The organism is Streptomyces lucensis JCM 4490 (genome assembly GCF_014650035.1).
GTDB lineage: Bacteria > Actinomycetota > Actinomycetes > Streptomycetales > Streptomycetaceae > Streptomyces > Streptomyces lucensis.
Genome location: NZ_BMUE01000008.1, coordinates 132,497 through 155,903, shown reverse-complemented (window position 1 = coordinate 155,903; position 23,407 = coordinate 132,497). Strand labels below are relative to the sequence as shown.

21 protein-coding genes and 1 pseudogene are annotated in these 23,407 nt (G+C 69.2%); 6 read left to right on the top strand and 16 right to left on the bottom strand.

The window, feature by feature from the left end; translation table 11 throughout:
- Window positions 1–21: 21 nt before the first annotated feature.
- The gene (locus IE177_RS19800; protein WP_190016663.1) at window positions 22–546 is read right to left on the bottom strand and encodes a hypothetical protein; all 525 of its coding nucleotides are present in this window, start codon (window positions 544–546) and stop codon (window positions 22–24) included.
- 202 nt (window positions 547–748) lie between these two features.
- Here IE177_RS19800 and IE177_RS19795 point away from each other — a divergent pair, with 202 nt between their 5' ends.
- Window positions 749–1,066, top strand: coding sequence for an Imm51 family immunity protein (locus IE177_RS19795; protein WP_190016662.1), 318 nt, complete (start codon window positions 749–751; stop codon window positions 1,064–1,066).
- A 207-nt stretch (window positions 1,067–1,273) separates the two neighbouring features.
- Here the strand turns inward: IE177_RS19795 and IE177_RS19790 are convergent, their stop codons facing one another.
- Window positions 1,274–2,038, bottom strand: coding sequence for a hypothetical protein (locus IE177_RS19790; protein WP_190016661.1), 765 nt, complete (start codon window positions 2,036–2,038; stop codon window positions 1,274–1,276).
- A gap of 738 nt (window positions 2,039–2,776) precedes the next feature.
- On the bottom strand, window positions 2,777–3,331 hold the full coding sequence (locus IE177_RS19785; protein WP_190016660.1) for a hypothetical protein: 555 nt from the start codon (window positions 3,329–3,331) through the stop codon (window positions 2,777–2,779).
- 463 nt (window positions 3,332–3,794) lie between these two features.
- Here IE177_RS19785 and IE177_RS19780 point away from each other — a divergent pair, with 463 nt between their 5' ends.
- Window positions 3,795–4,466, top strand: a complete 672-nt coding sequence (locus IE177_RS19780; RefSeq protein WP_190016659.1) for an alpha/beta fold hydrolase — start codon at window positions 3,795–3,797, stop codon at window positions 4,464–4,466.
- 212 nt (window positions 4,467–4,678) lie between these two features.
- On the opposite strand, the gene IE177_RS19775 is transcribed toward IE177_RS19780, so the two are convergent.
- The 5 genes and pseudogenes from IE177_RS19775 to IE177_RS35890 all read right to left on the bottom strand — a co-directional run bounded on the left by IE177_RS19775 (window position 4,679) and on the right by IE177_RS35890 (window position 8,036).
- Entirely contained in the window at window positions 4,679–4,894 is a 216-nt protein-coding gene (locus tag IE177_RS19775) for a hypothetical protein (protein WP_229816153.1), read from the bottom strand.
- Between the two features lie 1,048 nt (window positions 4,895–5,942).
- A complete protein-coding gene (locus IE177_RS19770; RefSeq protein ID WP_190016861.1) occupies window positions 5,943–6,404 on the bottom strand; it encodes an SPW repeat protein in 462 nt (153 codons plus the stop codon).
- Between the two features lie 406 nt (window positions 6,405–6,810).
- A pseudogene (locus tag IE177_RS35075) lies at window positions 6,811–6,943 on the bottom strand (IS5 family transposase); the annotation flags it as partial.
- Window positions 6,944–7,049: 106 nt separating this feature from the next.
- Entirely contained in the window at window positions 7,050–7,583 is a 534-nt protein-coding gene (locus tag IE177_RS19765; RefSeq protein ID WP_190016658.1) for a hypothetical protein, read from the bottom strand.
- Between the two features lie 126 nt (window positions 7,584–7,709).
- On the bottom strand, window positions 7,710–8,036 hold the full coding sequence (locus tag IE177_RS35890; RefSeq protein WP_444545623.1) for a hypothetical protein: 327 nt from the start codon (window positions 8,034–8,036) through the stop codon (window positions 7,710–7,712).
- A 532-nt stretch (window positions 8,037–8,568) separates the two neighbouring features.
- On the opposite strand from IE177_RS35890, the gene IE177_RS35070 reads away from it, so the two are divergent.
- Together IE177_RS35070 and IE177_RS19750 are read left to right on the top strand one after the other, a co-directional pair.
- Window positions 8,569–8,814, top strand: coding sequence for a hypothetical protein (locus IE177_RS35070; protein WP_229816152.1), 246 nt, complete (start codon window positions 8,569–8,571; stop codon window positions 8,812–8,814).
- Window positions 8,815–8,927: 113 nt separating this feature from the next.
- Window positions 8,928–9,206 (top strand): hypothetical protein, encoded by a 279-nt coding sequence (locus IE177_RS19750; RefSeq protein WP_229816151.1) that lies wholly within the window; start codon window positions 8,928–8,930, stop codon window positions 9,204–9,206.
- A gap of 116 nt (window positions 9,207–9,322) precedes the next feature.
- On the opposite strand, the gene IE177_RS19745 is transcribed toward IE177_RS19750, so the two are convergent.
- From IE177_RS19745 to IE177_RS19705, 8 genes are all read right to left on the bottom strand, one after another.
- Window positions 9,323–11,083 (bottom strand): MFS transporter, encoded by a 1,761-nt coding sequence (locus IE177_RS19745; protein WP_190016657.1) that lies wholly within the window; start codon window positions 11,081–11,083, stop codon window positions 9,323–9,325.
- Window positions 11,080–11,442 carry a MarR family winged helix-turn-helix transcriptional regulator gene (locus IE177_RS19740; RefSeq protein ID WP_190016860.1) on the bottom strand — a complete coding sequence of 121 codons (363 nt, stop codon included), beginning with the start codon at window positions 11,440–11,442 and terminating at the stop codon, window positions 11,080–11,082. The genes IE177_RS19745 and IE177_RS19740 overlap by 4 nt, the downstream gene beginning before the upstream one ends.
- A gap of 522 nt (window positions 11,443–11,964) precedes the next feature.
- Window positions 11,965–14,154: an ATP-binding protein gene (locus IE177_RS19730; RefSeq protein ID WP_229816149.1), complete on the bottom strand. Its 2,190-nt coding sequence runs from the start codon at window positions 14,152–14,154 to the stop codon at window positions 11,965–11,967.
- 428 nt (window positions 14,155–14,582) lie between these two features.
- A complete protein-coding gene (locus tag IE177_RS19725) occupies window positions 14,583–15,395 on the bottom strand; it encodes an intradiol ring-cleavage dioxygenase (RefSeq protein WP_190016655.1) in 813 nt (270 codons plus the stop codon).
- Between the two features lie 345 nt (window positions 15,396–15,740).
- Complete coding sequence (locus IE177_RS19720) at window positions 15,741–16,157, bottom strand: hypothetical protein (protein ID WP_229816148.1); 417 nt, start codon at window positions 16,155–16,157, stop codon at window positions 15,741–15,743.
- A gap of 566 nt (window positions 16,158–16,723) precedes the next feature.
- Window positions 16,724–17,926 carry an NAD(P)/FAD-dependent oxidoreductase gene (locus IE177_RS19715; RefSeq protein ID WP_190016653.1) on the bottom strand — a complete coding sequence of 401 codons (1,203 nt, stop codon included), beginning with the start codon at window positions 17,924–17,926 and terminating at the stop codon, window positions 16,724–16,726.
- A gap of 112 nt (window positions 17,927–18,038) precedes the next feature.
- Entirely contained in the window at window positions 18,039–18,980 is a 942-nt protein-coding gene (locus IE177_RS19710) for an RNA polymerase sigma-70 factor (protein WP_190016652.1), read from the bottom strand.
- A gap of 300 nt (window positions 18,981–19,280) precedes the next feature.
- Window positions 19,281–20,843, bottom strand: a complete 1,563-nt coding sequence (locus IE177_RS19705; RefSeq protein ID WP_190016651.1) for an alpha/beta hydrolase — start codon at window positions 20,841–20,843, stop codon at window positions 19,281–19,283.
- Between the two features lie 694 nt (window positions 20,844–21,537).
- On the opposite strand from IE177_RS19705, the gene IE177_RS19700 reads away from it, so the two are divergent.
- Complete coding sequence (locus IE177_RS19700; RefSeq protein WP_229816147.1) at window positions 21,538–22,686, top strand: sensor histidine kinase; 1,149 nt, start codon at window positions 21,538–21,540, stop codon at window positions 22,684–22,686.
- Window positions 22,683–23,345 carry a response regulator transcription factor gene (locus tag IE177_RS19695; RefSeq protein ID WP_190016650.1) on the top strand — a complete coding sequence of 221 codons (663 nt, stop codon included), beginning with the start codon at window positions 22,683–22,685 and terminating at the stop codon, window positions 23,343–23,345. Before IE177_RS19700 ends, IE177_RS19695 begins: the two co-directional genes overlap by 4 nt.
- Window positions 23,346–23,407 lie beyond the last annotated feature (62 nt).

Sequence of the window (23,407 nt, the reverse complement as noted above, 5' to 3'; positions counted from 1 at the left end):
CCCGGCCCGCCGTGGTGGTGGCTAGGAAATGCCCACACAGGTGGAGGGGCGGCCGACCTCGCACAGGAAGATGCGGACGTCGGCGACCTTGGTTTCAGACCCCGAAGCAGCCATCTTGTGGTAGCTCCCGTCATTGACCCAGGCGCTGCCGTTCCACTTGCTGTACTTCCTGTAGAGGCTTACGGCGTATCCGTTGGTGGAGCACAGGTCCCAGAGGTCGAAATCCCAGTTGGTCCGGAAGGACGGCTTGCCGTTGTAGACGACTGAGTCGTACCAGTGGTAAGTGCCGCTGGTAGAGCCGCAGCCGTCAGCGAGACGGGCGCTGTATGAGCCGCCGCCGTCGTTCGCCTGGGCGGAGCCGGCAAGGGATAGGGCGAGGCCGGCGCCCGCGGCAGCGACGGCGATCGTACGGGCAATTCTGGATGCCACGACAGACTCCTTGTCGATCAAGGTACGGAAACGCGACGAGTATCTCGGCGCGGAACGGATTTCTGAGCAGCCCAGTCCCTGATCAAGCTCCTGGGCTTTCCCCGCCACCAACGTCACACAGCCACCTTGGAGAAACCTTCGACGTTTTTTGAAATCCCAGCTCAAAGCGGATCCATCGTGCTGGCGCGAAGCCGGGCTCCTCCACATCGGTGGCGGACTGCGAAAGCACCGTCAGCAGGATCGGGTGCCTGCGCTGCGGCTCACGCCGGTCCGGCGGGACTGGACGAGCGGTGTGCACTGGGCGTGAGAGGATCGCGCCGTGACCATCCACCTGCAGGACCTCGACGGCGAGCGCTCGCTGACGTGGGATGCCGGCGGCTTGGTCGCCGATGCCGCAGTAGTTGCCGCCGGACACGAACCGAACGGGTACTTCTGGGAAGGTCTCGTGCGGTTTGCCTGGCCGGATATTGCCGAGCGCCTCGATTTCAACAGCGAGGCCGGCATGTTCTGCGCGGTTGGGAGTTCGAGGGACCTCGCGCGACTCAAGACGGCCGTCGGATCCATCGTCACGAGCCCCGAGGCCGTCCGCGACATCATTGCCCGTGCGGCGAATACGGGCTTTGAGTTCGACGACTAGTGCTGTGACCTCGCCGGGTTGGGCGGCAGAGTTGCCGCGGCGGGTGCGTTGCAACTGTCTGACGCAGGTCACCAGCAAGGCTGCCTGGCTGGAAGCATTGTCCCGAAGCGGGGCGAGTGTGCAGCCGTGTGTGGCGTACGGGCGCCGTGCACGGAACTGTCACGCCTGCGGTTGCTCGGCCAGTGTTCGCAGGCCGGTGGCGGCCCGTCAGTGAGGGTCAGGCGTCAAGTCGTCGGTTTCGAAATACTCCTCGGATCTGACGTCTATCTCGACCGGTACGTTGTGGCCGTCGACCACGGCGACGGCGGCGACCTTCTCGGTTTCCCTCAGCTTCGCACCGGGCTGATTGGAACGACCGGTCACAGTGACCTCGACCCCTTGGCGCAACTGGTCGTCCGAAATCTGTGGGCCCTTGAGGTCGATCGCCAGGAGATGGTCGAACTCCTTACGGTTCGTACGTGTGAAGGGGCCGGTGATCCGATGCGCCAGGAACCGCTCTTGTCCCCGTCCGAAGAGTATGTACATCAGTTCTTCGGGCTGTCGGGTGTCCGAAGCGAATCTGTTGTGGACGATCACATCGACGACGTCCACCGTGACGTCGGAGGAGATCTCGAAAGGTGTCTCGGGATGAGCGGGAGGCTGTTCGAAATGATTACGGAACAGGCTTCCGGTGAACGACCTGCGGGCAGGTTCGCCGGTTTTTCCGGGAAACAGGTCAGGGAGCACGAATGGTTCGGGTGCGAACGTGTAGAGCCTGGCTTCCGGGTGTGCCTTCCGGTCGTCGAGATAGGCGCTGTCGAGGGAACCGAGGGTCACGTTCAGGATCACCTGGTAGTTGTGCGGGCGATGAGTCATCGGCAGATGGGACATGAAGACAGGCCCGTTCCCCACCACCGCCATGCCATGGCGAGCAGGGGGATCGGCTTCTGCCGGTTCGTGGGGGTGATGCGTGTGGCCACCATTCATGTCCATGACATTCCACCTGTCTTCTCGTCGTTCCGGGTCTGTCTGACGAGGACCGCCCAGCCTGCCGCCCGCTGGTCCGGACGAGGATGGAGGCTGTGCCGTGCTTCCCGGTCAGGCTCCGACGGTTGTTCCCGTGCGGCGGCTTGGGAACCGCACCGCTGATGCTGTGGCCATTGGTGCGAAGGAGGCGAAAACGCGGGAGGCTCGGCGTGCTGGATCCTGGGCAGACACTGATCAAGAGCCGGGTTGTGACGTGTCTGCCAGGCAGGGTTCATAGCCGCCTCTCAAGATCACTTGAGATCGCCGCCCCAGGACGCGAAATCATCCAAGTCAACGTTCCCTCACACGCTCCCGCGTCGCAAGCCGCGAACACCGGCAGCCGACCTTCGCAGCACTCCCGTTCGACGGCCTGTGATGTCGGCGGCGCGTACGTCCTCAGCCGCAGGCGGATGCATGGGTGGTCTCCAACGCGCTGAAGGCTGAGGACGCCGATTTCATGGTGTGGGTGCCGCGATGAGACGCCGGCGCCCACGGAACCCGTCGTTGATGGCGCTTCTTGCTGGTGGCCGAGCGGCATATGCGTCCTGTCGGCAAGGCGTTTCCGGTCGCCTTCGGTGGCATTTTGTGCTCGGTGCTTGCCAGCAGGGTCCGATCACGCCATCCGGTGGAGTTTCGGGTCGAAGGTGTGTGGCCGTTTCTGAGCCCCAGCCCCCGGCAAAGGGGGCCGTCGTAGGCTGCTGCAGTTCAGTTTGAGGGATTGCTCCCCGGGCTGGTGGCAACGAGGCCCACCACGCCTCCGAGGGCGGTGGTGGCGAGAGCGAGCGGGGCTTCCGCTGAATTCTTCTGTTCGATGAGCACGAACGCCAAAACTCCGAAGACGAAGACCGTGGCGGCCAATGTTGACACGACCATGTACCACAGGACCTGCGTTGTCTTCGGATCGGGCTGGCCCAGGACGGTACGGGCCAGTTGCTGGCGCTGCTCCGGTTCCAGGGCTTCAACTGCGCGCCCAGCAGCGGCCTTTTTCTGCTCTTCTGTGTCCATGCCGTTGATGAGGACAGCGGCTAGGTCAGGCTTCCCTTCATCGGGCAATGCGTTGACTACACGGCCAAAGACCGCTTGTTGCTGCTCTCGCGTGCTGATTCCTTCGACGAGGGCAGCGGCAAGATCGGGCTTCGCGCCATCGGGCAGTGCTTGGACCAATTCATTGACCCTCTCCGCCGTGACGGTGGGCTCCTCTGCCGTGCCCGATTGTTCTGGTTCATCCGGGGGCGGTGAGGCGCTTTCGTCCTTCGACACGGTACCTCCCATTCGACTGCCTGCTTGCCACCGCGACATATTGTCCGTCTCGGGTGCCGCCAACGCAGCTGCACACGCCGTGCCTTAAAGCGCATCTGATTCAGGTATGTGGTAGTCAGGATCGGAGACGCTTTCCAGGTAAAGAAGCGAATCGGGTTCCTACCTCCTGCTTGATCGTCTCGACCAAGAGCACCACACCGGCCTGTGAGACGACTGCGCGACCGCCGCCAGGCCGTCGAACAGCTCAGTCACGTCCGCTGCGGGCACGGCCTTCCCGGGACCTCTACCAGGACGAGCCGTCGCAGGACCACACCATCCACGTGCATGTCCGAAACCGGAACGGCGACCGGATCGCCCGCGTCCATCGGTTCGCCGATCAAGTGGGTGGCCGGTTCACAGGTGGGGTGCGAACTACCCGTGCCCGTGAGGGAATCAGCGTCTCGTGGGCATGGTTCATGGCTGCATGACAACCTTTGTTCTAGTTCCCGGCGGCTGGCGCGGCGGCTGGTACTTCTCCGGCTTGGCCGAACGGCTGCGCACCGCTGGACACCGGGCGCTGACTGTTACCCCCACCGGTGTCGGCGACCGCGCCCACCTGAACTCCACCAACGTCAATCTCGACACCCACATCGACGACGTGCTCGCCGTACTCGCTTCCGAGGAGGTCTGTGACGCCGTTCTCGTCGGGCACAGCTACGGCGGCATGGTGATCACCGGTGCCGCCGACCGCGCCCCTTCCGGCGTGGTGCGCCGCCTGGTTTACGCCGACGCTTACGTACCCGAGGACGGCCAGTCCTGTTGGGACCTGACCACCGATTCCTACCGCGGCCTGTTCCTGGACGGCGCGGCGGCGGACGGATACGCGGTCCAGCCACCGTCCGGCAGCGACCCGCGCGTGACGGCACATCCACTGGCCTCTTTCCTCCAGCGGATCCGGCTGGACGGGGCCGGTCTGCGTGACGTCAGGACCCTCGACTACGTGTATCTGTCCGGGTGGGATGGCACGCCCTTCACCCCCGTCCGAGACCGGCTGGCCAACGACCCGACCTGGCGCGTCCACACCCTGGACAGTGGACACGACGTCTGGAGGGACGCCCCGCAAAAATTTTTGGAGATTCTTCTGCTGGGCGAATAGCCACGACCCCCGTGCGCAGACGTCCCCGTCCGCCGTGTAGTTCATCTGGCAGTGGGGCGTCGAGGTTCGTCAGCCCGGTGAGGGCGCGCAGGAGGTAGACGGCGCGGGCGGGACGGGGACGCGGTGTCTCCGGCGCGCTCTTTGATCTTCTTCGCGCAATTCTTACAGCCACCGGGGGCACCTCGGTCACGCTCCGCCGCCGTGCGGGCCGATCACGGGCGGATGGTGAACTTCACGTCGGGCCGTTCGCGTAGCCGGCCGTGGTCGGCCAGCCTCGTCAGCTCTCCGCGCAGCGGCTCCGGCTTGCCCCGCACCGCGGTGTCCAAGCCCAGCAGCTCGCCGATCTGCCGGGTCACGACCGGGCCGGCGGGTTGCCGTACGGCGTCCAGGATGCGCTGGTATTCCGTCGGCAGCGCGGACTCGGCCACCCCCGGCGGTCCGGAACCAGCCGCACTGCCCGCCCCACCACCTGAGCGGTGTGGCCTGGGCGAGGGATGCCGTGCGTCTGCTGGACCACCACGCGACGGGTGAAACGGTGCAGTCTCAGTCTCGGCGGCTCATCGTTCACGTGCGACGCCCAGGCTAGGGCGGCCGCTGGCGTTCCGTCGCCAAGCTGGACCACACCACGAGGTGGGATCACGTTGCGATGGCTGTTGGCGACTCTGGATGTTCAAGCCCGGCTGCCACTGTGGCCGCAGCACCTCTGCTCTGGAGAGCGTGGGCTGTGCGCGTGGGCTGTGCAGTCACACGCAGGGCGTCCTTCTCGGACTCCATGGTCTGGCGCTTGGCCCCCGCGGGGCCCGCCGTCTAGCTAGGGCCGGCGGACCCGGGCGCGCCTCTTGGGGCGGCGCCGACGCGGGGTGAAACGGAACATACGTCTCCGTTTGGTTTGATCGGAAGCCTCACGGCTGTGTGTCCTGTCTCACGCTGTCAGTGCTCTGCGGCTTCGCCACGCAGAGCGCCGCGATGTGTCCCCGGGCTGGAAGGTGACATGAGGGCCAGTGCCAGTGCGCTCATCGGTGGCCGGCATGGGGCGGGCGGTGTCCGACGTGCTCGCTGGCGGGCTGTTTCCCGCGCCCGTAGCTCCTTCGCACCGGTCGGGGGGGAGCTGGGTGAAGTGTGGATGCTGGTGGTCGATGGGGCGCGGCGTCTGCCCGTAAGGGGTGGGTTCGTCGTTGATCCAGGCCGGGCTGCCTGGCCCAGTGGTGTGCCACATCCGACCGTCGAGAAATCCGCTCCTCCTGGCGTCGCAGCCCGGGGGCACGTGTGGCATGGCCCCAGCCCGCCGCCGAGCCGTTCCTCGGCGGCGATCCCGACGATCCCGCGCTCGGAGTCATCTCCGGCGGTGGCCTCTGCCGACGTCGCCCTGCGCCTGGTGCCCCCGGCCAGAGTGCCGGGGGCACCATGAAGCAATTGCGGCGACGGCGAGCGCCACCGTGCGGCGGTCGATGAGCACGTTCTTCCCGTCTTCCGCTGTCAGCGTCCGGATGAGTAGGGCGATGCCACTCCCCGCCCAGTCTTTCGGCTTTCGGCTGCTCGGGCGGCCGCACTTGCGGACAGGGCAAGAATGAGGGCGACGGCGCCCGTGATGATGTTGTTGACGATGGTCTTGGTGGTGCTCACGTCGCCCGCCACCACCCACGGCGCGATGATGGTCCAGGCTCCCAGGACGCAAGCCCCCCAGGCCATGCTGTGGGTGCGTTCGTAGGCCCGACCGAAACCGCCGCTCATCAGCAGGGCGTAGGCGAGTCCTACGAGAAGGTTGTTGACGGCGAGAGTGGACAGGCCGTTGAACCCGGTTATCCACGGTGACGCTGCCAGGTAGATGCCGGTCAGGAAGGCCATCATGCCGACGGCCTGCCCCTGTGGAGTGCTTGTGGCCCGTTCAGCCATCTCGTGCCGCATACGCATGTCGACGATGTCGGGGTGCGTCTCCATGGACGGCCCGTGTGAAGTGGTCATTGCCTTCACCTCGATACGACTGAGGATTTTCCAGCCCCGGGTACCCATCCTCCGTTAGGTGCGTCAGTCACCGGCTTCGCTGTTTTCTCGCCTGCCGCGCGACCGGGTGGGAGATGCCCAGGCGGACGTGACAACCCTCCGTCCGAGGAGGGCACGATCGGCTCCTCAGCGGGTGGTGAAAGCCCGGCCTCGCGCGTCAGCGCCTCTTGGAGAACACGCGCTGACGTCATAACGACTGGCCGACCATGCCTCAGACCGAGTGTGAGATCTGGTCGTGGGACGATCACACGTTGACGTGCCCCTTGGATCGTGAGCGATCCATCGAAGAGCTTGAACGCGACTGCTGGCCGGTCCGTCAGCCGACGCCACTGGTCTTGTCACCGCTGCGGGCCGGGCTGGTCTCGTAGTCACGCGCGAGGCGGCGGTGGCCGGTGAGCCGTGAGAAGGTGCGCTCGATCGCCCCGTCTCTTGGGCTGTATCTGGAATCCGCGCTGGTCCGGAGCCTTGCGCACGCTCTCCAGCTCGCGGCCGAGGATCGTGCGTGACCCGTGCCTGCGGCCCGCACGGCCGAGGCCGCCCCGGCCGCGCCCAGGGTGGGACGAGCTCAGGGCTGATGACACTTCACTCGATATCGAGGGGGACGATGCCCAGGTCCTCACGCATGAGGCGACGCATCTGCGCCATGGCCTTACGTCGCCGCTCTATCAGGGGCGCGTCGTCGGCGGAGCCGACAGCCACTCCACGGGCATAGGCGTCGCGGATCGCGCGCAGGCGATGGAACGCCTCGTTCCCTGCCTGCACGACCTGCGGGGGGCCCATGAGCCAGAGACGTTCGCTCGCCGTGTAGATCCCGGTGCCGCGCACGGCTTCCCGTACCGCCGCGTCGCGTGCCGACTCGGACATGTAGTCGCCCAGGGCGACGGCCCGTATCTCCTCACCCGCGGCTTTGAGGGCGGACACATACTCCGTGTAGACCTCGCGCCGTACTTCCAGAGCGTGCCTGGCTTCTTCCCGCCGCCACCGGTTGCGGTCGGCGATCAAAGTGGCCGCGATGCCGATGACGGCACCGGTCAGCGTGGAGAGCAGGGGCGTCCAGTCCATGTACCGCAGCTTGTCGAAGCCGGTGCGCTGGCGCCAGTGGCTTTCGCTACGCATCGCTGTGATGGGAGTCGCCGGTCGGGGTGGCCGGTCCCTGTCCGTCAGGTCCGGCGCATGCCGATGGCGGAGAGCTGTTCCACTCGCTCCGGGGTCAACGCCGCGGCTCGGGACTCCTGATTGTTCTCACCCATGCCCCGAGCATGATCTCTCGTTCCTCCCGCTCCTCGCCGCTCTCGCCGTCGCGGCCGCCGTGATCACCGCCGTCGGCGACGATGCGTTCGATGTGTTGCGGGATACGCGCAGGTGGCCTCGGCGTTCGTAGAACTGCTTGGCGGCCGTGCAGGTGATGGCCCACTTGTCGGATTGGCTGCGGCGCGGCTCGGGCTCCTCGTCGTCGCCGGCGGGCTCGATCCCGATGTGTTCGCACAGCCATTGCTGTGCGCCGGTGAGTTTGTCGAAGCCGAGTCGCTGTGCTCGTACCCACCGGCCGAGGTCTTCGCCCTGGTGCATGATGGCGCCCGGCGTGGCGGGGGGTGCCGCCGGCTACTACGTGCCGTCGGAGGAGGTGGAAGCAGCGTTGCCAGTCGATGGGCCATGGTGGGCACCAGGCACACCCTGGTCACCGCGCTCTGGCCGCTCCAGGAGATCGCTCAGCGGACTCGCCGATGATCCGGGCGGGGGTGGGAGTCGTGCGTGATGACGTCCGGTCGCCGGCCGGTCATGGAGATCGCAGGGTTCGATCAGCAACTCATCGGCTGGCAGTCGACCCGCCGCCAGCAGATCGAGGACGCGCTGCCTGTCCTGACGGCCAAGTACGAGGGATGGCAGGGATATGCGGTAGGGGAGCGGGTCGCCTACGCGCCGGCCTGCCAGGCCGCCGACCAGACGCGCCGCGCGACACCGAGGACCAGGCCGTGCTGCCCCGCTGGCCCGCAACCGCACCGCGCCCCCCTACGAGCGGGCCCGCCTCGCCGGCCGCCCGGGTCAGCGCAGCGCGGCGTACGGAGCGCCCGGGCTCCCGCCCCGGCCGTACGCCGTCTGCGTGCCAGCCGCCTCGAGGTCGCACCCGCGGCCGTTCCGCACCGGCCCGAAGGACGGCCGCCTCCAGGAGCCGGAGAGGGGCGTCGACACGGTGGAGCAGACCCGCCGGATTTTCGAAGCCGCCGCGAAGTTGGCCGCGAAGCTCCAGGACGGCAAGCGGGAGCACCCCGTCGCCCACGGCCCCCGGCCACAGGCCGCCCCGACGACGGCCCCGCAGCCGCACACCCAGCGGCCCGGCACCCAGTAGCCCGGCACCCAGCACACACCGGGCCGGACCACAGGAGGAGTCGCGGGAGCACCCCGGAAGAACGCCCCGACCCCGACGACGCACTCGCACGAGCCCACGCGGCCCGCGCGAAGATGGTCACCTCGCTCGACGAGGACCAGGAGCCCGAGCCCGATTCGCCCCTGGGGTGGCAGCCGGTCTGGAAGCGCCCCCGGAAGCCGGAGTCCAAGGCCGCGACGAAGCAGGAGCTGCGCAAGCAGCGGCGGCGACTCCAGGACGCCGGCAAGCGCCGTCTCGCCGCCTCGCAGTCGCGCCGGCCCCGTTCCAGGCAGAACCGGATCGGCAACGTGGCCGCACGCCGCGATGCCCGCGCCCTGTCCCGGGTGCGGCACTTCACCGCCTGGCTGTGGTGACGATGCCGGGCATCGTCGACCGGGTGGAGCCCACGATGTTCAGCATCCGGTGGCGATGCACGACATTGGGTGGAGGCCACTCAGTGAGCTTCATTGAAGATCCGACCGGACCTCGGTCAGTCGATGCCTTCGACGATGCGGAAGTCGCGCTCGACGCCGTCGGAGAGGGCGACCAGCGCCTCCTGGTAGGCCGCACTCTCGTGCGCCGCGACGGCCTGCTCGAAGCTGTCGAACTCGATCAGGACGGTGCGCTCGGCGATTCCGGCGTCATGCGCCACGACCCGGCCGCCACGGGCGAGGACCCGACCGCCCCCGGCCTTGACGGCCGGACCGGCCAGCTTGTTGTAAGCAGCCAGCTTCTCAGGGTCTGAAATGGTGCGGTAGGCGCTGACCCAGTAGCCCTTGGGCATGGAACCTCCAGTGTCGGGATGAGTGCATCTGACTTGCGGATTGGTCTCGGACGAGCGTCGGCGGGCGAGAGCGAGGCTTGTCAGCGTCGTGATCGCCATGGCGCCGATGCCGACCAGCGCCGCGGTGGTGTAGGCGCTGTCGTCGGGGAAGAGGCGGCCGGGGCCGGTGCCCGCGGCGAGGATCAGGCCGCCGATGGCGCTGCCCAGGGAGTACCCGACGCTGCGGACGACGTAGTTGAAGCTCATGGCGCTCGACGTCTCGCTCTTGGGGGTGACGGCCAGGATGACGCCGGGCATCGCGGCCGAGAAGCCGCCGACGCCGAAGCCGAGCACGCCCATCGCCGCGAACAGTTCGGCCAGGTCCGACCGGGCCGCCGCGAACAGGGCGAACCCGCCGCCGACCACGACGGCGCTGCCGGCCAGGAGCAGGTGGTCGGCGATCCGCGTCCGGACCCGCGGCGTGAGCTTGCCGGCGACGAACCCCAGCACCGAGAACGGGATGAGGACCAGCCCGGCGACGAAGGTCGTCAGCCCGAAGCCGTAGCCGGCGCCGTGCGGCGTCTGCGCGTAGCGGGTGATGAGTGTGAGCAGGAGGTACATGCCGATCCCGCCGACGAACATGGCGAGGTTGGCTCCGGCGACCGCCGGGTGCCGCACCGCCCGCACATCGACCAGGGGCGTCGCGCTGCGCAGCTCGATGACGGCCCAGACATAGAGCAGTACCACCGCGACGGCGGCGAGGCCCGCCGCCACGGCGAGGTGCCGGCTCCACAGACTTCGTTCGCCGGCGAGGAACAGCACCAGGAGCAGCGCAGCGGCCAGGACGACCGCGCCTGCCACGTCCACGTGGGCGGAGCGGCCTTCAGGGGCTTCGGGCATGGAGCGCCACGCGGTCATGAGGGCGGCGGCGGTGACCACCAGCCCGAGGCCGTAGGCGGCCCGTACCCCGCCGAGCTCGGCGAGCAGTGCGGCCAGCGGGTAGCCGACGCCGGCCCCGATGATCGAGACCACCGAGATCAGGGCGATCACGGCCGCGCTGCGCTCCTCGGGGAGGTGGTCCCGGGCCACGCCCATCATCAGTGCCGTCAGCCCGAGCCCGACGCCCTGGGCCGCCCTGCCGGCCAGCAGCCACGCGAACGGCAGCGGCAGCACGGTGAGCGCGCTGCCGGCGACGACGACCGCCAGCGTGGCGAGGATCGTGGCCCGCCGGTGCGGGCCGGCTCCGAGCCGGCCCAGAACCGGCGTGGCGACGGCGCCGCTGAGCAGCGCGACGGTCAGCGTCCACTGCGCGCTGCCGAGCGAGACGTGGAACGAGGTCGCCACGCTGGTGATGAGCGGCGTCCCGAGGCTGGCGACCGCCGCCACGACCAGAGCGATGAACATCAGGGCGGGGACCAGCAGCCGCGACTCGGAACGCGCCACCGGGAACGCCTTCGCCGCGACCCCGCCGACCGGCTGCCCGGTCACTGCTTCGTCCCTTCGCGGTCCTGGCTTTCGAGCTCTGCCAGATGCTTCAGCGCCGGAAGGGCCGCCACCAGCGCCTCGACCTCGTCGCCGGTGAGCTCGCCGATCAACCGCTCGAACGCGTGGACGCCCGCCTGGCGTCGCGTCCGGACATAGGAGGCGCCGGCCTCGGTCAGGCACACCAGCGTGACCCGCTTGTCGGACGCGTCGCCCCGACGCTCGACCAGGCCGGACTCCTCCATCACCCGGACCAGGGCGGTCATCGCGGGCTGGGTGACGCCCTCGACCGCGGCCAGATCGGTGATGCGCCGCGGGCCGGTCCGGTCCAGGGTGGCCAGGGTGGCGGCGGACGTCAGGCTCATGTCCCGGGGCAGGCGTCTCGCGGCCCTGGTGGCCAGGCCGTAGAGGGCTGCCCCGATGGCGGCGGACGCGTCAGGAGCGGTGACTAGACGACTCATGCTCGAAGCATAACATTTTTATATTCATAGTTTATGGAAATAGGGCCGGTCCTACGGGCTGCGCTCGGGGGCCGAGGTCAGCATCGGGGAGTTCGTGGACGGCCGGTGCATCCTCCAGCACGTTGATGCGAACACCGGCCGCTTCGTTGCTCACCGCCTCCTTCTCGCGGGGGAGGGGATCGGTGACGAAGCTGTCCCGGCCTTGCACGACGTCGACGAGTCCTCCGTCGCTCAGTACGCGCAGCGCGGCCGGGCGGTCACGCCGGCGATCGCGTACTGCTGCTGGAGGCCCCGCAGGGACGGCAGTCGCTCGCCCGGCTTCAGTCGCCCGGACAGCTCTTGCCGTCTGAGGTCCGCAGCCGTCTGCCTGACCGGGGCAGGGCAGGAGCCGCAGGCACGTGCGGCGCGTCCGCGGTGCTCGCCGTGTCAGGGAACGGAAGCTTCCGAGTCTCTTCGATCGAACCATAGGGCGATCTGTGTGCGTGAGCGAAGACCCAGCTTGTCGCGCACCCTGTCCAGGTGTGTGGCGACCGTATGCGCCGAAAGCCCGAGTTCACCCGCGATCTGCCTGTTGGTCAGCCCTTCCGCGACGAGTTCGACCACCATGAACTCCCTGGCGGTCAGCCGCCACCGCTCGTCGCCGGCCCCCATGGTGTCCGGTCCCCGCAGGACCCGCTCACCGCTCCCTGACCGCAGGGCGTAGGCGACGAGCCGGTCCCCGCGCAGCCCGCGAGCGCCGACGACTGCGGCCTCCCGCGCCGCCGTTGGCAGCATGGTCCGGGCACGGGCCGCCGCCTGCTCGATCCTGCGCCGCCAGGGTGCCTCGGGCTCGGTGTCCAGCCGGCGTCGCGCCTGCACGCTTGCCTCGCACAGCCGCAGGGCGCGCTGCATGTCACCGCTCTCCGCGGCCACCAGTGCCAGGCCCTCGACGGGGTACAGTGCGTGGAAGCTCCCCCCGGGGGCGATGCGCAGCACTTCGCCGAAGAGGGCCTCGGCGCTCTCCAGCTGTCCCAGAGCCAGCCTTACGGCGCCCGCGGTGTGCAGCGCAGCCGCAACCCGGGGCCAGGGCGCCTGCTCTCTGAGCACCGGAAGGCAATCCGACATCAGCTCGTCGGCCTCGCGCTCCCCGCCCGCCTGGAGCAGCGCCCAGGCCAGGTGCTGGGTGCACCACGCGACGTCCTCGGGTGAGCCGAGCGAGGCGACGACGTCCAGGCACGCGCGCAGATCCGTGACGGCCTCGGCGAATTCGCCGCGACACAGCCTCGCCGCGGCCCTGGCGTCGAGTGCGTTGGCGAGCCCGGCGGGCACGTGACGCCGCCGCTCCAGGTTCACCGCCCGCTCGCCCAGGGACAGTGCTCGGTGCGGGTCGGCCTGCTGGGCGGCCACGCGTGCGGCGAGCGCGGCCACCTCCCCGCCCAGTGCCCGACCGCTGGGCTCCCGCAGCAGTTCGGCCAGCAGCGCACTCGCTGCCGACGGTTGCTCTTGCTGGTAATGCACCCGGGCCAGCTCCAGGGTCAGCCGTATCCGCGCCGCCTCGTCCTGGCCGGTGGCGTGGGCCGGCACCGAGGCGAGGTTGTCCCGTTCCGCGGTCAGCGGGCTGCTCGCCTGGTCGGCGAACACATCCCCACAATCTCGCTCGGCCACCTCGTGGAGCCACGTGAGGGCGCTGCGCAGGGTGGGGCCCAGTTCGCCGGATGCGCGCAGACGTTCCATGGCGTAGGCGCGGATGACACCGAGCTGCCGGAAGCGGGTGGGCGTCGCGTCCCCCGGCAGCCGTACGATCAGTGATTTCGCCTCAAGCGCGCACAGTAAGGGGAAGACCTCTCGTGGCCCGATGCCGGCGCCGGCGCACACCGAGCGCGCCGCGGCCGGATCGAACCCTCCGACGAGGACCGCGAGGCGCCGGAAGACGGCCTGTTCCGCCGGATCCAGCAGCCGGTGGCTCCAGTCGACGGCGGTGGCGAGTCCGCTGTGCCGCCGGGGCCCGGTCCTGCTGCCACCGGCCAGGAGGTCCAGCTGGGAGCTCTGGTCGTCCAGGCCCGCGAGGATGTCGCCCGGGGTGAGGGTGCCGATGTAGCCGGCCGCGAGTTCTACGGCGAGGGCCAGGCCGTCCAGCCGTCGGCAAATCTCTGCGACCAGCCGGCCGTTGCTGGGGTCCAACGCGAACCCGGGCGAGCGGTGAGCGGCGCGTTCCACGAACAGTCGTACCGCGTCCGCCTGCAGCAGGGCCGTCACGTCGTCCCCGGAGTCCGCCGACGGCAGGGAGAGCTCGCCGACCCGGAACACTGTCTCCCCGGGCACCCGTAATGGCTCACGGCTCGTGGCCAGGATCCGCAGCCGGGGGCAGCGGCCCAGCAGGGTCACGACCAGCCGGGCGCACGGCTCGGCGAGGTGCTCGCAGTTGTCCAGAAGCAGCAGACGGGAGGCGTCACCGATGGCACGGACCAGGACGTCGACCCCGGTACAACCTGTCCCTTCTCCCACGCCCAGCGCGGCGGCCACGGACTGCGTCACAGTCGCACCGTCCCGCAGGGAGTCGAGCTCCACCAGGTCGAGCCGGGCGTACCGGCTCGACAACCCCGTGGCGAACTCCAGCACCAGCCGCGTCTTGCCCACACCGCCCGCCCCTGTCAGCGTGAGCAGCCGTGTGCTTCTGAGCAGCGCGCGCAGGCGCGACAGCTCCTGCCGCCGGCCTACGAAGGAGTCGAGCGCCGGCGGCAAGGCGCGGTCACGGGTTACTGAGGTCGCCGCAGCGGGTGCCGCGGTGGGGCCTGCGACCGACGCGGCCCCCTGGGCCCGGTAGGTGTCCCGCGCTGCGGTCCGCCGCCGGAGTGCCCGTTGCCGGCAGGCGTTGGAACAGTACCGAGCCGGCCGGCCGCCCTGCGGCCTCGTGATCAGCGTCGTACCGCATATCTCGCACGTTCGACTCCGGCTCATTTCCGATTCCTGGCCGCACGTTCTCGTGCCGAAACCATGCGGGGCGAGTGGGCGGTGCGCGGCGGCCGGAACCGGCCCACGGCTCGGCCACCGCTCCGGGAGGACCGTCAGGGTGTGGCGGTGGGGTCGATCCCGAGTACGACGGTCCCGGTCACGCCCTTGCTCAGGTCGCTGCCTGTCTGGGTGAGGGACAACAGGGTGGCCGAACCGCCGTTGCGGTAGATGCCGTCCCTCGCGTTGAGCGTGCGCGTGGCCGTGTTGTTCCGGTAGGGGGACAGGGCGGCGACCCTGGTGTTGTACGTCTCCGGGAAGTAGAGCTGGCCGGTGTGGGAAACGTGGCCTCCGTGATAGGTCCCGTTGGAGACGGTGCCGCCGGCGTGCGTCTTGATGTGGATGTGGAGGGCCCGGCCGACGTACCACCCCGGGTAGACGGTGGTGAATTCCGCGACCCCGGACGCGTCGGTCAGCTGCACACCGCGCAGGAAGGTCGTGTCGGGGGTGGATCCGCCGGCCACGTAACCGGAGTAGATCCCCAGTGCGTCACAGTGCCAGATGTCGACGGCCGTGTTGGGCAGCGTGGCGCACGTGGTGCTGTCTATGACCGTGACGCGCAGAGTCAGCGGAACGCCGGCCTTGCCCTCGGTGATGTCCCTGCGGACCCGCTCCAGGTCCAGGTAGTAGGGGCCCTCGGTCTGCTCGGGCGTGAGGACGCAAGCCGCGGCGCGCGGGGGAGCCGGCCGGTCCGCGCTTCGGGGAGCCGCGGCCGCGGCCTGCGTGGCGGCGAGTCCCAGTGCGGCCGCGCCCAGCGTGGCGCCGCCGAGGGTGGCGATGACGGATCTGCGGGTGGCGCCCACCGGGCCCTCGGCCGGCTCGGGGGCGCGCTGTGAATCCGTGGCGTTGTGACGGGGGGTGTCAGTCATGCAGCTACCATCGCGCGCACGACGTTCCACCGGATCGTTCGGACGAGCGACGAGACGGGACGCGTTACGAAACCGGTGCGGGTCCTTCCGCCGGACGGGCTACCGCTGGGACGTCCACGGCATATCCAGGAGCCCGAGCTGGATCGGCCTGAGGTGGAGGCCGTCGCCGTGCTGCCGGCAGTCACGGAGGATCATGTAGGTCTTCATGTGCAGGGCCCGGCGCGCGTCGCAGACGGGCGCCCCGATCGAGAGCCGTCGCTGACAGCGATGGTCCTGATCCGAAGCTCGGGGCCATCGCTGTCAGCACGGGGTGGGGCGGCAGCCCCGGTCGCAGGCCTGCGGTGGTCAGTCCTTCACCGGCCACTGCAGCGGTTCGCTCGTGAAGCCCTGGCTCAGTTCCACGGCGGCGGCCTTCTGCCCTTCGGGTATGAGGAAGACCTGGCAGATGTTCTCCGACTGCCCCGCGTGCAACTGCTTGTCCCGGTCGAAGGCCGGGCAGTCGGGCCACTTGGCCTGACCCATCAGAACGATGAGCGCCCTGGTCCTCTGGTCCTTGTCCGTGCGAATGATCAGGCCGTCATCCATGTCGCCGACAGCCATCGTCTTGCCGCTCTTGTGCGCGAAGGTGGCCCACACGTACACCGGGATCTTCGGGTCGTCGTTCTTGCCCCGCTGCAGGCCGGATTTGTCCATGTCGGCCTTGGATCCGGTCGTCACCTTCGTGGGAGTGACCGTGAACGCGGCCCCCTTGGACGTCTGCATGGTGCTTTCCTGCGGGGGGCTCGCCTCGCCCAGACGGTAGGTCGTCTTGCCCTTCCCATCCGATGACGATGAGGCCGAGTCGGCCGGGCCCTTTCCTGAGCCGCTGTCGTTGCAGCCGGTCAGCGCCGCGGTCAACGTGAGGCCCACCAGGGCCGCAGCTACCGCACGAGACATCTCGCGCATACGTCTTTCCCTTCCCCGTTGGCGTCCGACGGGGAGTTCTCCCACTCGTCGGATATACATCGTGTTGGATCTTGGCAGAGTGGAGTCGGTGGTTCCAAACTTGGCACGGGTGAGATCCCTGGCCGCCCGGCACTGGGATCCCGACGTCACCGCTGACCTGCTCGGGAGATTCAGGCCTCCTCCCCGAGGGCCGGTGCCCTCGGGGGAGCCCTGCGGTACCGGCCCCGTGCAGCGACGCTGAGGGGAGGCAGCGGTCCCGGACAGCCCGACCGAGACCCTCAACCCCTTGAGGCCTGGCTGCACGGTATCCGACCCGGCGACATCAGCCTGATGGTTCTCGGACCCTGGTGTGGCGCATGTGTTCGTCCCTGGCCGGGTTCGGCTCAGGCAGCGATCCGGGCCGACGCGTCCATCGGGGCCTGCGGCTGCGTGACCCGCCGCTGCCGGGAGGGCATGCCGGTGGTCGGGTGGGTGACGCCCCAGGTCGCGCTCTTGCAGATCAGTTCCTTGTATCGAGCGGCCCAACGGCCCGTCAGGGCACGCTCCACCGCGCGGTCGTCGGCGGTGACGAGCTGGATCAGGCCGTCGTTGCGGCCGAGGGAGACGCACTGCTGGAAGTAGCGGATGCGAATCCGGGGAACCTTGACGCCGGTGAGGCGGGCGGCGACGGCGTCGGCGGCTTGCCATGCCATGGGAACGCCTGAGGCACAGGACATCCGCAGGGGCTTGCCACCCGGGCCGATCGCCATGGCCGCGTCGCCCACGGCGTACACGTCCTCGTGGGAGGCCGAGCGCATCGTTGCATCGACCACGATCCGGCCGTGGTCGGTGACCTCCAGCGCGGTGGCCCGGGCGATGGGGTGGACGGCGAAGCCAGTGGTCCAGACCGTGACATCGGCAGGGATCGTCCGGCCGTCGGCCGTCGTCACGGCGTCTGCCTCCACACGGGTGACCGCCGTGTCTTCGTGGACCGTGATGCCGAGTCGGTCCGTGACCTTGCGCAGATGGGTGCGCCCCTTGCGCGAGAGCCAGTCGCCCGGGGTGCCCCTGACGGCCAGGGCCACACTGAGGTCCGGGCGGGCTTCGGCGATCTCGGTCGCGGCCTCCAGGCCGGTCAGGCCGCCGCCGACCACGACCACGGGCCGGCCGGCGCGCAGTGCGGCCAGGCGGTCGCGCAGGCGCAGGGCGCCGGGACGGCTGGAGACGTCGTGGGCGTGTTCGGTGACGCCGGGCACGCCCCCGGCGTCCCAGCCGCTGCCGAGGGCATAGACCAAGGTGTCGTAGCCCAGCCCTTCCTGCTGCGGGCCGTCGGCGGTGGTGATCGCCACCGACTTGCGGTCCACGTCCACGGCGGTGACCGTCGCGAGCTTCAGCTCCACGCCCGTCCCAGCGAACATCTCGCTGAACGGTCGCGGCTTGAGGTCCTGACCGGTCGCGAGCTGATGCAGCCGGACGCGCTCGACGAAGTCCGACTCGGGGTTGACGAGGGTGATCCTGACGTCGTCGCCGTGCAGCCGCTTGGCGAGGCGGCCGGCGGCGACGGCTCCGGTGTAGCCGGCTCCGAGGACGACGATGCGGTGCTGCATGGGCCTGCTCCTGTCTGCGAGGTTCCGCCGCTTGCCTGCGCGGTTTCGCTCCTTGAACCGGGCAGCCCGACGTTTCCTGACAGGATCCGCATGTGAAGCAGGTCACACTGCATCAGAGAACGTACAACGGGCTCCCGTGGTCTGCAGCCGCCCACTGCTCACTCGCGCGAACCAGCTTGTCGGGGTTGACCTGGCTGCGCAGCGCGACGATCCCCTGCTCGGTCACCTCGAGGCAGGTGATTCCGACGACCCGGCCGTCGACAACCGCCACGATGGCGGGTTCGCCGTTGGCCGTCGCGACGTGGATCTCCGGCGCGCCGCCGACGTAGGCCCGCTTGGCGTCGCTGGGCTTGAACAGCCCACGCAGGAACTTGGCGACCGCGAGCGCGCCCTCGAACGCCTTCGCGCGGGCCGGGACCTTCCCGCCCCCGTCACCGACTGCGACGGCGTCCTGGGTGAGGAGGCGCACGAGGGGCTCGGTCCGGCCGCTCGTCGCCGCGATCAGGAACTCCTCGACGATCCTGCGGGCGGCGGCCTCGTCGATCTCGGTGCGCGCCTTGCCGTCGGCGACGTGCTTCTTGGCCCGGTGGAGGATCTGCTGACTCGCGGCCTCGGTGATGTCGAGCATGTCGGCGATCTCGCGGTGCGGGTAGTCGAAGGCCTCGCGGAGCACGTACACCGCCCGCTCGTTGGGGGAGAGGCGCTCCAGCAGGACGAGGACGGCGTACGACACCGACTCGCGCTGCTCCACCGTGTCGGCCGGGCCGAGCATCGGATCCCCCACCAGCAGCGGCTCGGGAAGCCACCTGCCCACGTACGTCTCACGCCGGGCCCGTGCCGAAGTGAGCTGGTTCAGGCAGAGATTGGTGAGGACTTTGGTCAGCCAGGCCTCGGGCACCTCGATCCGCTCGGCGTCGGCCGCCTGCCAGCGCAGGAACGTCTCCTGCACGGCGTCCTCGGCCTCACTCGCCGAGCCGAGCAACCGATAGGCGATGGCCTCCAGCCGGGGCCTGGCCGCCTGGAACCGATCCACGTCGCTGGTGATCAGGGCCATGCGGACGATCCTAGGCCATGGTGCCCCACATGCCGGGGCGGGGCGCTGGCACGGCCGTCGACGCTGTCAGCACGGCGATCGACGCAGGCTACGCCTGGCGTTCACCGATGCGAGCCCGTCGGCCGCGATGCCCGCGCTGGCATCCTGCTCGTTGACTGACTGACTGACTGACTGAGCACCCACCGCCAGGGCCGCTGCGTCGCCCCCCACGGTTGGGTGTGCAGGTTCCGCCGCACCGCCGTTTGGCGGATGCGGTCACCGTGTCCCGAGGTGGGGCGCCCGTGGAAACAATGGGAAGGGTCAGCCTTCGCTGGTCGGTGACGTGAGTGGGCAGGTCGTGTCCGTGCTGGGCAGTTTCCCGTCGATCAGGTAGCGGTTGACGGTGTCGTCGATGCACTGGTTTCGCGGGGCGAAGAGTCCCGCGTACACGGTGTGGCGGAAGGCGCCGCGCAGGGTGACCAGGCGGGAGCCGGCCAAGGCCCGGTGTGCCACCCGCTGACCCGGGTAGACGGCCGCCGGATCGCCGGTAGCACCCACCATCAGGGCCGGGACCTGGTTGTGGACCTTCGTGGCACGTTCCGCGGGGGCGGTCGGCCAGAACGAACAGGGGGTGATGTTGCGGGTCAGCGGTCCGAACAGCGGCTCGTCGACGCGGTGGGCCTGGATGCTCCGGTAGTAGGTCTCCGGGTCGCGGGACGAAGCCCTGTCCGCGCACTGGATCGCCGTCTGGACACTGAACGTTCCGTCCGTGTCCGCAGCGGACAGACCGGTGAGGACTCCCTCCAGGCGCTCGTTGGGTGTGACCTTGATGCCGCGGGCGGCGTCGCTGAGGTCCCGGATGTCGGCCGCGTAGGCGGCGTACAGTTCGTCGCTGTCCCCGGCGTTGACGTTCCACAGGAGCTCGGGCAGCATCCGGCTGTCGACCCGGTGGCTGCCCACGTTCAGTGGGCTGCGCACCGTGCTCCGGTTGAGCTTGTCAACAGTGGCCAGGACCTCGGCGGCAGTGGCGCCCAGGTGGTAGTCGTCATGGTGGCGAGCCGCCCACGCCGCCCAGTCCTCCAGTACCGCGGTCACGGCAGGCCCCGAGGTGCTTGTCAGGTCGGGGCCGTAGAGATCGGGGTTCAACGCGCTGTCGAGTACGACCCGGTCGGCCCGGCGCGGGAACAACTGCAGGTAGACCTCGCCCAGGTAGGTGCCGTACGAGGAGCCGAGGTAGGACAGTTCCGACTCGCCGAGGGCTGCCCGGATCACATCCATGTCCCGGGCGGTGTTACGGGTGGAGGCGTGCGGCAGCACATCCCGGTGGTCGGCGCAGCGGGACGCCAAGTCCTTGGCCAGCACCACGCTGCGGTCGAAGGTTCTCCGGTCCGTCCCGGCGGAACCGATGCTGCTCGTGGGCCACTTGCAGTTCAGGGGGGTGCTGCGTCCGACGAATCGGGGGTCCATCCCGATCAGGTCGTAGCGAGCCGCGACCCTCGGCTCGGCCTTCTTGAGCATCAGCGCGAGGTACGTCGCGGGTACGCCTGGGCCCCCGGGGTTGTACAGGAGGGTTCCTCTCCGGTGCTCGGGATCGGTGGCTTTCAGTCGGGACATCGCGACCTTGATGGTCCGCCCGCCCGGGTGGCTGTAGTCCAACGGCACCGTGACCTCGGCGCACTGGGCCTTCGCGTCGTCCAGTTCCTTGCCGATCGTGTCGTCCGGGCCGGTCCGGCAGCCGTGCCAGGTGACGGTCTGTCGCTGCAACCGGGCGAGCGCGTCGGGGCCGTCCGCATGTGATCGGTCCGTAGTAGGGGCGCACGACTGCAGACCGAACAAGGCGGTGCCGGCCAGGGCCGCGGCCGCGGCCGTCCTTCGTCGACGCATCGCATTCTCCTCTTGGCTTGCGCTTGCCGGGCACGCCCGAGCCGCGTGGGGGTGACATCCAGGCGAGGTGCACGACCTGTTACGACAACAGGCCTCACCGCGCCAGTTGCTCGAAGGTAGGCCGCACGGTCGGCTCGGCGCGTCAGTTCCCGGTCGGGATCCTCCCGCCCGGTGCCGTCCCCGTGCCCTACGGAGGGCGTCAACCGTTCAGCCAGCCAGCTGACCAGTGGTTTCTCTCCGGCTTGGCCGCTCCGGGCATGCGGCGTACGGGCAGCCCGTCCACGACTGTGGGCTGAAGCGGTCGGGCCGGCGTGGCGGGCCCCGCTACGCCTGTGGAGGTAGGGAGTTCCACCTGGGGATGTAGTTTCTTCGCGGTGAAGTCAACTCGTGGGCTCAAGCACCTGCCTGGCCTGCAGACCTAGCGTGGTGGTGGCGAATCGACCGACCCCGGCGACGAGGATGAAGCGATGATCGAGGCCCGAACACTTACCGCGCGTTTCGGGGAGAGGATCGCTGGAGCGGACATCGGTAGCGAAGAGGTATGGCCGCTGCGGAAACGGGGCGCCGTTCCGCGGCGCCTGCCAGCGGCATGGCGCCACGGCCGGCTCGCCGGTCTTCCAGAGCCGGGTACCTCGTGAGGTACGCCGCTCCCGCCATCGCGCGGTCAGCACGGCCGACGCGTGAACTGCTGCGGATGCGGGCCCAGATCCAGCCCGCCGTGTTCGACGCGTTGCTGACGGCCGCCCTCTTCGTCGTCAGCGTCGGCCCCTGGCCGGAGCTCCAGCCCCCGGGCTTGCTGATCCTTCAGATGGCTCTGCTGTGGCCCCTGGTGTGGCGGCGCCGTGCACCTCTCGTGGCGTTCTGCGCGGTGGCGGCGGCTGCCTTCGTCCAGTGGCTCAGCGGCGTCCAGCCGATCCCGGCCGACGTGGCTCTACTGGTCGCCCTGTACACGGTTGCCAAGTGCTCCTCCTGGCCTCACACGCTCCTGGCCGGGGCCGTCCTGGAAGGCGGCATTCTCCTGGCCTCTGCGCGCTGGGGACCCGAGGGCGAAGCTCGGTTCCTCGTCCCCGTCACCTTCCTGACCGCTGTTGCCATCGCCGTCGCCTCCACTGCTACGTACCTGAAGATGAGACGTGCCTACCTGACATCCGTGGAGGATCGCGCGGTACGTCTGGAGCGTGAACGCGATCAGCAGGCCCGGCTCGCCGTGACCGAAGAGCGGGCCCGTATCGCCCGCGAGATGCACGACATTGTCACCCACAACCTGTCCGTCATGGTCGCGCTCGCCGACGCCGCGGTCTTCGCACAGTCGTGCTTCCCCGGCAAAGCGAGCGACACCATGCGGCAGATATCCGACACCGGACGGCAGGCCCTCACCGACATGCGACGTTCCCTCGGCGTCCTGCGCGCCGACGAACGGGAAGCGCAGCTCCACCCCCTGCCTGGCATCGCCCAGTTGCAGGCCCTCACCGACCAGATGCGTGCAGCTGGGCTGCCGACCGCACTCGGACTGGAAGGCGACCCCGATCGGGTGCCCACCACTGCGCAGCTCACCGTCTACCGGCTGGTACAGGAAGCCTTGACCAACACGCTCAAGCACGCACCGCCTGGCACCCGCGCCGACGTGCGTGTACGTCTACTGCCTGGGGCCGCCACCATCGAGATCACCGACGATGGCCGCACTACGCAAGCCCCCGATAACACGACCGGGCACGGAATCGCCGGCATGCGCGAGCGCGCTGCCGCCTTTGGAGGGACCCTTCATGCCGGTCCACTGCCGGGTGGTGGCTGGCGAGTTTCGGCCCGTATCACCCTCCCCGACGTCGCGGACGATGTCTCATGACGATCCGTGTGATGCTCGTCGACGACGAATCACTGCTCCGTATGGCGTTCACCATGATCCTGGAGGCCCAACCGGACATGGAACCCGTCGGGCAGGCCGGCGACGGCGCCGAAGCCGTCCAGCTCGCGAGGAAACTGCGTCCCGATGTCGTCCTGATGGATGTCCGCATGCCCGGTACCGGCGGCATCGAGGCAACCCGCCGGATCGTCAAGGACCTTCCGATGACCAAGGTCCTCATCCTCACCACCTTTGATCTCGATCATTACGCCTTCGCCGGCCTCAAGGCCGGAGCATCCGGTTTCCTCCTGAAGAACGCCCGGCCCGACGAACTGCTCACGGCAATCCGCAGCGTCGCCGCAGGCGACGCGGTGGTCTCCCCGCGGATCACCCGGCGCCTGCTGGAGAACTTCGCGGACCGGCTCCCCGCCGATGGCGGCACTGAGATGGACGAGCGAGTGCAGCGGCTCACCGCCCGCGAGCGCGAAGTGCTCATCCAGGTCGCATACGGCCTGTCGAACACCGAGATCGCCGCCTGCCTGCACCTCGCGGAGGCCACCGTGAAGACGCACCTGAGCCGGATCCTGATGAAGCTGGAACTGCGCGATCGGGTCCAAGCCGTGGTCTTCGCCTACCAAACCCGCCTCGTCCGCCCGGCGTGAGGATCTTCGGCCTCCCGCCACTGCTGTGCCCCACTCCTCCTCAGGCAGACAGATCGCACGCG